The sequence below is a fragment of the Solibacillus sp. FSL H8-0538 genome (assembly GCF_038003525.1).
Lineage (GTDB): Bacteria > Bacillota > Bacilli > Bacillales_A > Planococcaceae > JBBOPI01.
On sequence record NZ_JBBOPI010000001.1, the window covers coordinates 3,061,069 to 3,073,766 of the forward strand.

Here is a 12,698-nt window from a genome sequence, read left to right on the forward strand (position 1 = left end):
AAAAAAATCAAAAAAAAAAAGGATGTGACATAGTTTTGTCAAATCCTCTTTTCCGAAGTAATTCACTGTTTTTATATGTAACCTAGGCATTATGCCACTTCGGCACATCTGCTTTTTTACGTGAAGCCATTTGCTCTGCTGTATAAATAATTCTCATTGGATTTCCCCCGACCATACAGCCTGCTGGTACGTCTTTATGCACGAGGGTTGCAGCAGAAACAACTACACCGTCTCCAATTTCAACACCTGGTAAAATCGTTGAATTTGCACCGATCATAACATTGCTACCAATAACGACATCACCTAGACGGTATTCTTCAATCAAATACTCATGCGCTAAAATCGTTGTACTAAAGCCGATTACTGTATTATTTCCAATCGTAATACGTTCAGGGAACATTGTATCTGGCATTACCATTAGAGCTATGGACGTTTGCTTACCAATGCGCATTTTTAAAAATGTGCGATAGAGCCAGTTTTTCACCGTTAAAAACGGCATGAAACGACCAATTTGAATAATGATGAAGCATTTCATTACTTTCAAAAATGATACCGTTTGATAAATATTCCATAGCGAATTGGCACCTTCTACGCGGTAGCGTTCCGTTCTCCTCATCTTATGCCCCTTTCACAATTGCCAGCAAGTCCGTCATATGCTGCAACATATAATCTGGGTTCAACTGTTGTAAAAATTCCTCGCCCTTAATAGACCAAGCAACACCAGCTGTACGTACGCCTGCATTTTTTCCGCCTTCAATATCGTGGAAATTGTCACCAATCATAATGACTTCCTCTTTTTTGACGCCTAGCTTTTCAAGTGCAAGTAAAATCGGCTCCGGGTGTGGTTTCACATGCCTCACATCTTCAAGTCCGATATAAAACTCAAATAAATGCGCCGCCCCTAAAACGCGAAGTCCTCGCTCGATACCATCATGGCTTTTTGTCGAGACGATCGCTAACCGAATCCCTGCTGCCTTTAATTGCTCCAATGTAGAAAGGACTGCATCATAGCCTGTTACAAGTTCATCATGATACGCTATATTCCATTCGCGGTATTTCGCAATCATTGCGTCCGTTTCACCGGGTGTAATGTCGTCAAATGTTTCTTTTAGTGACGGACCAATGAATTTTAAGCAGTCTTTTGGCGAATATTGCCCAGGAAATTTTTCTTCCAGTAAATGCATAAATGTTTGAATGATTAAATCATTTGTATTTAGTAATGTACCATCAAAATCAAATAGTAATGCCTTTGTGCTCATCGTGAAGCTCCTTTTGATTTCCCTTTTTTACTTTTTAATTTTTCCGGTTGATCTAAATAATGAACTACAGGACGTACCTTCAGACGACGGTAAACAATCGCAATGATGCCAATTGCAATTCCAATAATTGAGACCACCTGCGCTGAACGTAACTCTCCGATTAAGTACAAGCTGTCTGTACGTAAGCCTTCAATGAAGTAACGGCCTGCTGAATACCAAATTAAATAGAAGAAGAACATTTCCCCTCGTCGCCAATTTAATTTACGCGCAACGATTAAAATAATTAAACCAATAAAATTCCAAACCGATTCATAAAGAAAAGTCGGATGTACATACGTATTTTCTTTCGCGATATACATCTGCTCAATCATCCAGTTTGGTAGCATTAGATTTTCTAAAAACGTACGTGTTACTGGGCCACCATGCGCTTCTTGGTTCATAAAGTTACCCCAGCGCCCAATAATTTGACCAACCAAAATGCTCGGTGCTGCAATATCCGCAATACGAAGGAAGCTCACATTACGGCGTTTTGTAAAGAGATATGCAGTAATAAACGCGCCGATTAACGCACCATGAATAGCAATTCCACCATTCCAAATTTCAATTATTTTGCCCGGATTCACACTGTAATAATCCCACTTCATCGCCACGTAATAAATACGCGCTGATAAAATACCAATCGGGATTGCCCAAATAAGCAGATCGGCAAAAAAATCATCATGTAGTCCGAGCTTTACTGCCTCTCGCTGCGCAAGTAAATACGCTAGTACAATTCCTGTGGCAATAATAATACCGTACCAACGTACCTCAATCGGACCTAAATGAAATGCGATTGGGTTAATTAATAATAAGCTAATGTCCATCCTGTTCTCCTTCCAATGCTAACTACTTTTACTAAAAATCATCCATTTCGTCATTTGATGCAATGACTTCTTCTAAGCGGCGGGCAAATTCCTCCGCTGCGTTGACGCCCATCTTTTTCAGACGATAATTCATAGCAGCTACTTCAATAATAACGGAAACATTTCGACCTGGTTGCACAGGGATTGTTAGCTTCGTTACGTTTGTATCAATAATTTTCATTTTTTCTTCATCTAGACCGAGGCGATCATACCCTTTATCTGGGTCCCATGTTTCAAGCTCTACAACTAGTGTAATACGCTTATAAGGACGCACTGCACTCGCCCCGAATAGCGTCATAATATTAATGATACCAATGCCACGAATTTCAAGTAAATTCTCAAGTAAGGGCGGGGGATTCCCAATAAGCATATTTTCCGCTTCTTGACGAATTTCTACACTATCGTCTGCAACTAAACGGTGACCTTTTTTGATCAGTTCCAGCGCAGTCTCACTTTTTCCTACACCACTTTTCCCCATAATCAATACGCCAATCCCATAAATATCCACTAACACTCCGTGAATAGCCGTTGTCGGTGCAAGCTTACTTTCTAAAAAGTTTGTCAAGCGACTCGAGAAGCGCGTCGTCGTTAACTGTGTGACCAATACTGGCACATTGTTATCATTTGATGCTTCAATTAATTCCTGCGGTACATCCAGCCCGCGAGAAATAATAATAGCTGGTGTCTCCTGTGAGCAAAGCTTCGATATACGCTCTTGCTTAATATCTGGCGGTAGCATATCAAAAAATGATAATTCGGTTTTCCCTAAAAGCTGTACGCGATTTGCCGGATAATGCGTAAAATAACCCGCCATTTCGAGTCCAGGCCTTGAAATATCACTTGTCGTTATATAACGTCCAATTCCTTCTTGACCGCTCACAAGATGTAATTTAAATTTTTCCATTACATCCTTTGTTATTACTTGAATCATCACGTCAACTCTCCAATCTTACGCATTGCCTATCTTTATTTATTTTAACATGTACGCCTTATTTTACTATTATTTTGCAAAAAGAAAAAACGGTAAGGCATCGAAGCACCTTACCGTTTTTGAATCACTTATTTTTGAGTTGCTAACCAAGCTGCAGCCGCTTCTGCATCTGCTCCAGTAATTAAGCCACCCGGCATACCGTTTCTACCATTAACAATGATGCCTAAAATTTCTTCTTCTGATAAGCGAGAACCAACGTTATTTAAAGCCGGTGTATTCCCCATACCCTGTAGTTGTCCACCGTGACATGTTGCACAGCTTGTCATAACAATTTTTTCGCCGGCTGGTTTTTCCGTTTCTCCCGTTGTGGTTGGTTCTTTATCGCCACCACCACATGCTGCTAAAAATAGTGCTGATCCAAAAATTATTGTTAATAAACTTTTCTTCATTTTGAATCTCCTCCAAAAAAGAATTTTTATTACATTTAGTATTATAACAAAATTAGGCTCGTTTGAAACCTTCTCCCAATACCTCATAGGCATCTGCAACAATGACAAATGCTGTCGGGTCAACGCTTTTAATGAGTTGTTTCAGCTTTGTGAATTCTGTTTGATAAACAACGACCATTAAGATTGGCCTATCTTTACCTGTATAACCACCAACTGCGGGAAGCTTCGTGACACCGCGATCAATTTTTGCATAAATCTCATCGCGTATCTCATCTTGCATATTCGTAATAATATACACCATTTTAGACTGACTGAAACCAAGCTGTACGATATCAATCGTTTTCGTCGTTACATAAAGTCCAATTAACGCATACAAACCTTTTTCTAAATCAAACACAAGCGCAGCACTAACTGCGATAATTCCGTCAATAAGCAGTACACTCGTCCCAAGCGTTAGTCCAGTATACTTCGTAATAATTTGCGCAAGTAAATCTGTTCCACCAGTAGAAGCTTGCCCTTTAAATACAAGACCTATACCGAGTCCGACCATAATACCGCCAAAAATTGCACCGAGAAGTGGATTCATCGTCCACGCATCCCAGTCCTCCGATAAAATAACGAACAACGGTAAGGAAAGCGTTCCGACAAATGATTTAAACCCAAATGTCTTCCCTAAAACGAATACACCTGCAATGAATAAGGGAATATTAAATGCATATTGAATAAGTCCTGCATTCCACCCGAATAAGCCATGTAAAATCGTACTAATCCCACTTACACCACCAGATGCCACTTGATTTGGAAATAAAAATACATTAAAACCAAAAGCGACAACCGCTGCTCCAGCTATTACGCATACATATTCCATCACTGTATCTTTTGTAGAAAAACGTTCATTATGTAGTGATAAATTTCCCATAAAAACCTCTCTTTATATTAAAGTATTTCACAATTATAACAAACGCTCCAATAAAAGAGAACTTCGATAAGATGAAGTGTTCTTCCATAATAGAGTAATGCTTTTTTACCCCATGGCATTATTAGACGCTATTGTCGTTTTATTAACAAACCCAAACGTGCAGATGGTTACTGCAGATGTGGTCATAGAGTTAATTACTGTCACAAGGATGTGCATGTTTACCACCCACTATGCAAGCCAAGGTAACAGTAAGTCACTAATTTCATAAAAACAACCATATAATTTAACTGATCTTAACGATTAAAAAGACAGAACTCGCTCAAAATAGGGCAAGTTGAGGTTATTAGCTATGTGGATGAGAACGTTATACTATCTTATCCACATAGAAAAAAGCAAAGGCATTAATGCCTTTGCTTTTTTTTAGTGCAGCGAAATTGCATCATCTACCCATGCATTTGCTTCGTCATAAATACGCACGATTGCTTCATTTGATAGCTTAAGCTGCGTTGATAACTTCTCTAGTTGATTCCAGTCTAGCTTATTTAAAGCTAAACTAAATTGTAAATACGGTGTCATCTCCGTTATCGTTCCGCTAATTGTTTCTGCAATACTTTCAGATAATGGGAGCTGACTCAAGATTATATTCATCGGTCTCTTAAGCAATGAATCAATTAACGAAAATAGGCCGACAAGGAAATACTCCGAAAAATTTTCTCGGTAATTAATCTTTGCTACCTTTTCACACACTTTCGCTCTGAATAAGGACGCACGCATTAATTCTTTAAATACATCGGATTCTTTTTGATTTTCTACTTCACGCATTGCTAATAAATAGACCCATTTTCGCAGCTCTGAAAGCCCTAATAATAAAATCGCCTGCTTAATTGAACGTACCTTGGATTTTGTACGCTTATTTGAGTTATTAATTAATTGTAGTAATTTGTATGAAAGTGAAATATCTCGTTCAATATTTTCTGCAAGCATATTAATATTAGGTTCCTCATCCTTCAATATTGAAATGATTTGGAAGTACTGCAATGTATTCGCTGGGATGTCCGTTGATTTGATAATTTGTGGCTGTTCAAAGAAATACCCTTGGAACAAAACATAATCAGAGTGCTTTGCTACCTCAAATTGATTACGTGTTTCAACTTTCTCTGCTAATAATTTTATATTGGGGAAATTTGTTTTCACTTTGTTTTCGATTTCCATCCGCTCTAATAAAGGCGAAAGTAAAAAATCTACCTTAATATAATCGATATAATGGAATAGCTCATCATACACCGTTACATTTTGATCTAATACAAAATCATCGAGGGCAACTTTAAATCCACGTTCTTTTAACTCAGAAACGCGCTCTACTAACTGAGGAGTAATCGGTACATCTTCTAATATTTCAATTACTACTTTTGTCGGATCTAAATAATCAAGCATCGTACCCATTAATAAATTTTCTGTAAAATTCACAAAGCACGGGCGACCATTCGTTACTTCATCGATACCAATTGATAAAAATGAATTGACTAAAACGTCCACAGTGGCTGCGTCTGAATCTATTAGTGGAAATGCATTCACATTTTTATTTCGGTATAATAATTCGTAAGCGACAATTTGCTCGTGAATATTGAATATTGGCTGTCTACCGATAAAAACTTCCACTTCTTTCTCCTCACTTTTTTCATTCATTTTTTTAATCTATAATTCAACTATATTGCTTTATTGTCATCTTGTAAAATATTTGGTTAAAGTTTCCATATTTTTTAATAACATTGTACTATAAAAATAGTATAAAATACAAAATAAAATCGGGAGGCATTACTATGACTGTTCTAAAGTATGAGCAAAAAGAGTTTATAGCCTATATTACACTGAATCGTCCGGATGCTTTAAACGCTTTTAATTACGAAATGCTTGAAGAACTACAAAAAGTTGTTGAATCCGTCCGCATCCATCCAGATATTCGTCTTGTTATTATTACGGGAACGGGAAATAAATCGTTTTCTGTTGGTGCCGATTTAAAGGAACGAAAATCTTTACCTGATTCACTCGTAAAGCGTAATCTAAACAAATTCGGTGAAGTATTTTCGATGATCGAGCAACTACCACAGCCAACGATTTGTGTATTGAATGGGTATGCTTTTGGTGGTGGGTTAGAACTTGCGCTCGCTTGCGACTTTCGAATTGCCTCTGATCATATATCGGTTGGACTGACTGAAACTAGCTTAGGCATAATACCTGGGGCTGGTGGCACGCAACGTCTCCCACGCCTAATTGGAGAAACGAAAGCACTAGAACTTATCTTAACAGCCAAAAAATTAGACGCAGCTGAAGCACTTAGTATCGGTTTAGTTACACAAATCGTCGGAGAAGACACACTTCAACAAACTACCGAGGACTTTGCTTCCCGTATTTTACGTAACGCACCAATCGCCATCCAACAAGCAAAATTTGCGGTCAAACAAGGTATGAAGGTTGATCTTCATACTGGTTTACAAATTGAACGAAAAGCGTATGAACTCACTATTCCTACTGAAGATCGGATTGAAGCGTTGAATGCCTTCTCTGAAAAACGGAGTCCTCAATTTAAAGGAAAATAATTTTCTTCTTTAAAATATCAACAACGAAATTTAAAAATGCCTAAAACTAAAATAGACGAATTTGAGATACAACTTATCCGTAAATAAGTGCCAATTATGACGCTTAATTTCAAATAAGTCGTATGTCAATTTGGCCGATTGAGACAAATCACGTTTTCTAAAACTCTTTTGTTTTTATGGAAGTAAACATTAGTAGTGAAAACTTTCTACAACCGTTCCTAAAAAACATAGCGAGAGGAAATCCTTTAAAATTGGTTAAAAAAGCTATACTTTTCTTAACCATAAAAAAAACGCTGAGCAACTATACGTGGGCACTGAAAAACTCACGCACTTATAAATCGCTTAATTTATGAATCAAAATAAGGCACTTTCTCTTTAATTATGAACAGAAAGCGCCTTATTTCTTTGGCTATTCCTCGTTTTTTTCGTGGAATAGTTTCAATATAAGTTTCAAATTCAATTGAACCTCTTTTTTGTTTGTATAGATTATCTTTCCCTAATAAGCTGTATCTCCAGTTACTGTATCAACTACCATGCCTGTTGCTTTACTTTTTCCAATTAAATCTTAAAGGTATTTCCCGTCACTTTGTTCACTTTTTGTCACCATTGCCGCTGAAATAATTCGCTCATGGCGATATGTGTTTTATAGCCAAAGAAAGAAGAATTGGCGGAGCCTATTATCTATTGCAAAGATTAAATTATGGAGCCCATGTATGGACTTAAGTTGAGTATTTCTTGGTTTGTAATCATTGGGAACTTCACCTGCATTTACTTTATTTAAGTATATAAGAAGATGCGGCATTATTTTAGCAAAGGAATATTCTTTTCATTGGCAAATTGAGTGGATTGGGGTGGAATGCGGCGACTCCTGCCGGAAAGCGTCCGCAATGGAACGGAAAGCCACGGGTTCAAAGAAAAAGCAAGAAGCTGAACGAATTTTCGTTCAGCTTCTTGTGACTAAACCCTGGAAGGGACTTTTTCAGTGGTCTCGCAACTATACTAAGCGTATTTTTTATGTGGATGGACTTCCACCCATATAAGTAATGACATCAACTCGCCCTATTTTGAGGGAGTTTTGTCTTTAGAAAGTTTGGCACGAACTGCGCCGATAATTGCCGGTAGTATTGAAATGAAAATAATTAAAATTAACACTGTTGAAAAATTATCTTTAATAATAGGAATATTCCCAAAGAAATACCCTATTAACGTACAACTCATCACCCATAAGAACGCACCGACCACATTATAAATAAGGAAATATTTATAATCCATACGGCTGGCACCTGCAACAAACGGAATAAATGTACGAATAAACGGCATGAAGCGTGCCATAACAATTGTTTTGCCACCGTGCTTATTAAAGAAATTTTGTGCTATTTCCATGCGCTCACGATTAATAACACGTCCTAAAAAGCTACCCTCTGGAATTGAAGTACCGACTGTTTTCCCGATCTGATAGTTGACAGTATCCCCAAGCACAGCCGCTACAAAAAACACAATTAGTAACGTAAGTAAATTAAATGCGCCTAATGCTGCTAATGTTCCACTTGCGAACAACAGCGAATCGCCCGGTAAAAATGGCATTATAACAATCCCAGTTTCGACAAATACAATAGAAAATAAAATTCCATATGACCAAGCACCGAACTGTTGAATGATGTCCACTAAGTGCTCATCAATATGCAATATAAAATCGATTAATCCTTGAATTATTGACATCGGTCTACTCTCTTTCAAATCAAATTTCACTCACCATTTTAGCATACTCACCCTATAAATAGTGCGTGAATCTCTGTACGTTTAATGAATAAGACGTATTTCCAGTCTAGATGTTGCCACTTTTCACGATGATTTCTTAAATTTACAAACCTGTAATAATTACATGTATTGATTAAACCATTCCACAATTTGATTTAGACGTTCTATCCGCAGATTCGGCTTTCCTGTACGCGATAAATTGTGATTACTGTCCGGGAAACGCACGAAGCCTACTTCTTTGCCCATCGTTTTTAACGTAATATAAAGTTGTTCTGCTTGTTCAATTGGGCATCGGAAATCCTTTTCACTATGCAAAATTAAGAGCGGCGTTTCTATGTTTTCTGCGTACTTTAGCGGTGAGTGCTTCCAAAGTGTTTCAACATCCTTCATGCCAGCTTTCATTTGCCAATCGCTAAAATAATAGCCGATATCCGATACGCCGTAGAAACTAATCCAATTTGAGATCGAACGTTGCGTAACGGCTGCCTTAAAGCGATTGGTATGACCAACAATCCAGTTTGTCATAAAGCCTCCGTAGCTACCACCTGTTACACCTAAACGATTCTCATCAATCCAGCTTTTTTCACTGAGTACATAATCAAGTCCTGCCATAATATCCTCATAATCTCCGCCGCCGTAATCACCGCGGCAACCGTCCACAAATGTTTGGCTATAGCCGTGACTACCACGCGGATTCACATATAAAACACCGTAGCCTTGTGCTGCTAATAACTGAAGCTCATGGAAAAACGTATTCGCATACATTGCATGAGGTCCACCATGAATTTCAACGATTAATGAGTATTTATCTCCCTCGACGAAATTTGCCGGCTTCATTAACCATCCGTGCACTGTTTGATTGTCCGTACTGTCATAAACAATTGGCTTTGGCTCCACTAACGTCACTTCTGCTAACAAGGCTTCATTAAAGTTTGTCAGTTGCTTACGCTCACCTGTAGTAATGTCTAAATCAAATAATTCCCCAGGGAACGTCGGATTAGACACGGTAATTAGTGCCCCGTTGCCATCCTTTTTAATCGCATAGCCGTAAATATGCTCACCCTCTGGAGACGCGGGGTAAATGGCACCTTCTAATGTCGCGTAGTATAAGCGTACATCTCCCATCGTCGACAGTTGGAAGTATAAATCATTCGTTTCTGTCCACATGACGGACGGTGATGTAGCGCCTTGCTGTACGTCTGCTACAGCATAATCGCCCACTGGTGCATCTAGGCCAACTGTTAGGTTTTGTGTTATGCCGGTTTCTGTATCGTAAATATAAATTTGCGCGTGCGTTGCGTTTTTAAATGTGTTGTCACTACCAACATATGCTATAAAACGATTATCATATGAATAAATAGCATCTCCATAATAGCCATCCAGTTCAACTAGCACTGTTTCTTCCTTTGTTTCTACATCCACTAAATACAGGGGCGTGCGAAAATCATAGTCCATGTTTTCTGTGCGATTTACACCGACAACAAGCGTTTTGCCGTCACGAGAAATCCCGCTTAACGAATGGGAGTAATTCCCCTCAGTGAATTGTTCGACCGCTCCTGTAGCAATTGTTACTTTAGCGGTTTGTGTGTACCTGTTTTGTTCACGCAGACCGTCTCCACCTATACCGTCCATTTTATATTTCATTTGATCCACTACATGAACTTGTGGGAATTTCTTGTCATCTTTTTGGGGCTTATCCATAAATGTATTACCTACTTTTAAGCTGCCGGTTACCCAAATCATGTCACCACAAGGACTCCATAAAAACGAAGTAACGCCTGCTTCAAAATCCGTTACTTTTTTTGCTTCGCCACCATTTTTATTTAGTACGAACAGTTGATTTTTTTCATCGCGATTCGATAAAAATGCGATTTGCTTGCCGTTTGGTGACCATTGAGGACTTGAAATTCGTTCTTTGCCAAATGTCCACTGCGTTACTTCACCATCAGTGAGTGCCACATGAAAAAGGTTGGTATTGTATTCATTATCTTCCTCATTGATGATTGTGCGCAAAACTATAGCTTCTTGATTATCTGGAGATAAAACTGGATTAGTAACGGACTGTAATGCAAATAAATGTTCCTTCGTTAAAAATTGCTTCATCTATAACCCTACTTTCTACTATTTCGATTTTCGTAATAATAAGTTTACCACCGTTCATCTATGTGTCAATCGAAACAGCGTCAATATTCCGAAAATAAGAGGCATATCTCGCAGGCATAAATAGGGCGTGTTGATGTACTTAAAAGTTATACTTGCCTAACCACAAACAAAAGAGATGTCCCAGTTAGGACACCTCTACTTCTTATACTGTTGATGCTTCTTTTAACGAACGGCGTAAAATTTTCCCTGTCGTATTTTTTGGAAGCTCGTCTAATAGTTCTATTACTTTAGGAACTTTATATTTTACAATATGCTCTGCGCAGAATGCTTGTAGTTCAGCGAGTGCTTGCGATTTATCCTTTAGTACCACATAAGCATGAACTGCTTCGCCAAAGTCAAGATCTGGGAAGCCAACAACTGCAGCTTCAATAACATTTGGATGTGCATATAATACTTCTTCCACTTCACGTGGATACACATTGAAGCCACCAACGATAATTGTATCTTTTTTGCGGTCTACAATATAGAAGTAACCTTCATCATCTTGTTTAGCAAGGTCTCCTGTATACAACCAGCCATCGCGAATTGTACGAGCTGTTTCCACAGGCAATTTATAATACCCTTTCATCACATTTGGTCCACGTACGATTAGTTCACCTACTTCGCCAATCGGAACTTCAACACCATTTTCATCCACTACTTTATTTTCAACGTTCACGACGGATGTTCCTATTGAGCCTGCTTTACGCTCACGATCAATTGGATTAAAGCATGTTACCGGCGACGCTTCCGACAAACCATAGCCTTCTGACACTCTTACATTAAACTTATTTTCAAAGTTATGTAGCAGTGATACCGGAAGTGAAGAGCCACCTGAAATGGCTAATCGTAAAGTTGAGAATGCCGACACGTCCCCTTGCTCATATTGATATAAGAAGTTAAACATCGTTGGTACTCCAGCAAACACTGTTGCTTTATGCTTCGCTGCTAAATCAAATATCTCACCTGGGCTAAAGCGCGGTGTAAGTAGAATCGTCGCACCTTTTGACAAGGGCGCGTTTACTACAACTGTTAAAGCAAATACATGAAACACCGGTAATGTCGCAATAACACGGTCTTCTGAAGACATTTTTAAAGAATCACTAACATCTCGAGCATTTGAAAATATATTACCATGTGTTAACATCGCACCTTTTGGATGACCTGTTGTACCAGAAGTATAGAGGATAATTGCAGTATCATCATCCTCTACCGCTACTGGATCCACTGTATTTGTAGTCTGAGTCAGCACTTGCGTAAACAACTTTGTTTTCGCCCTTGCTTCATCATTTAATGCTGCATACTTTTCTTCAATATCTGACGTTGTTTCACAAACGATATAGCTTTCAACTTGTGGGAATAATCGCACCCCTGCTTCCACAAGCGGTAATAACATATCAAGTGCAATGACAACTTTTACATCTCCATTTTGGATAATGTATGAAATTTCGTCTGGTGTGTAAATTGGATTGACCGGAATCGCCGTTGCACCAATTCGCATCGTCGCATATAACGAAATTAAATAATGTGGTGTATTGCCGAGTAATAAGGCCACATGATCGCCTTTTTGTACACCAATATTTTGTAGTGCAGCTGCAAAGCGAGCTACTGTTTGTTCAAACTCTCCATAAGAAGTGTCTGTCCCCATAAAATGATACGCAGTTTTTTGTGGTTGATCGAAAGCCTGTTGTCTTACTTTTCCAACTAAATTCAATACACCCAACCCCCTCGTGTGTAAAAT

At 38.5% G+C, this 12,698-nt stretch carries 11 protein-coding genes; 1 reads left to right on the forward strand and 10 read right to left on the reverse strand.

What is annotated here, in order from left to right; translation table 11 throughout:
- Positions 1-82: 82 nt before the first annotated feature.
- From MHH87_RS14640 to MHH87_RS14670, 7 genes are all read right to left on the reverse strand, one after another.
- On the reverse strand, positions 83-616 hold the full coding sequence (locus MHH87_RS14640) for an acyltransferase (protein ID WP_340749986.1): 534 nt from the start codon (positions 614-616) through the stop codon (positions 83-85).
- 1 nt (position 617) lies between these two features.
- Positions 618-1,259 carry a pyrophosphatase PpaX gene (ppaX, locus tag MHH87_RS14645; protein ID WP_340749987.1) on the reverse strand — a complete coding sequence of 214 codons (642 nt, stop codon included), beginning with the start codon at positions 1,257-1,259 and terminating at the stop codon, positions 618-620.
- Positions 1,256-2,122 carry a prolipoprotein diacylglyceryl transferase gene (gene lgt, locus MHH87_RS14650; protein WP_340749988.1) on the reverse strand — a complete coding sequence of 289 codons (867 nt, stop codon included), beginning with the start codon at positions 2,120-2,122 and terminating at the stop codon, positions 1,256-1,258. The genes ppaX and lgt overlap by 4 nt, the downstream gene beginning before the upstream one ends.
- A gap of 31 nt (positions 2,123-2,153) precedes the next feature.
- Positions 2,154-3,092, reverse strand: coding sequence for an HPr(Ser) kinase/phosphatase (hprK, locus tag MHH87_RS14655; RefSeq protein WP_340749989.1), 939 nt, complete (start codon positions 3,090-3,092; stop codon positions 2,154-2,156).
- A gap of 128 nt (positions 3,093-3,220) precedes the next feature.
- Positions 3,221-3,541: a cytochrome c551 gene (gene cccB, locus MHH87_RS14660; RefSeq protein ID WP_340749990.1), complete on the reverse strand. Its 321-nt coding sequence runs from the start codon at positions 3,539-3,541 to the stop codon at positions 3,221-3,223.
- Positions 3,542-3,593: 52 nt separating this feature from the next.
- Entirely contained in the window at positions 3,594-4,460 is an 867-nt protein-coding gene (locus MHH87_RS14665) for a YitT family protein (protein WP_340749991.1), read from the reverse strand.
- Between the two features lie 420 nt (positions 4,461-4,880).
- Positions 4,881-6,119: an EAL and HDOD domain-containing protein gene (locus tag MHH87_RS14670; RefSeq protein ID WP_340749992.1), complete on the reverse strand. Its 1,239-nt coding sequence runs from the start codon at positions 6,117-6,119 to the stop codon at positions 4,881-4,883.
- A 161-nt stretch (positions 6,120-6,280) separates the two neighbouring features.
- Between MHH87_RS14670 and MHH87_RS14675 the strand changes: the two genes are divergently transcribed.
- Positions 6,281-7,057, forward strand: a complete 777-nt coding sequence (locus tag MHH87_RS14675; protein WP_340749993.1) for an enoyl-CoA hydratase-related protein — start codon at positions 6,281-6,283, stop codon at positions 7,055-7,057.
- A 1,059-nt stretch (positions 7,058-8,116) separates the two neighbouring features.
- Here MHH87_RS14675 and MHH87_RS14685 read toward each other — a convergent pair.
- From MHH87_RS14685 to MHH87_RS14695, 3 genes are all read right to left on the reverse strand, one after another.
- A complete protein-coding gene (locus MHH87_RS14685) occupies positions 8,117-8,776 on the reverse strand; it encodes a DedA family protein (RefSeq protein WP_340749994.1) in 660 nt (219 codons plus the stop codon).
- Between the two features lie 159 nt (positions 8,777-8,935).
- Positions 8,936-10,918 carry a S9 family peptidase gene (locus MHH87_RS14690; RefSeq protein ID WP_340749995.1) on the reverse strand — a complete coding sequence of 661 codons (1,983 nt, stop codon included), beginning with the start codon at positions 10,916-10,918 and terminating at the stop codon, positions 8,936-8,938.
- Positions 10,919-11,120: 202 nt separating this feature from the next.
- Positions 11,121-12,671, reverse strand: a complete 1,551-nt coding sequence (locus MHH87_RS14695; RefSeq protein WP_340749996.1) for a fatty acid--CoA ligase family protein — start codon at positions 12,669-12,671, stop codon at positions 11,121-11,123.
- Positions 12,672-12,698 lie beyond the last annotated feature (27 nt).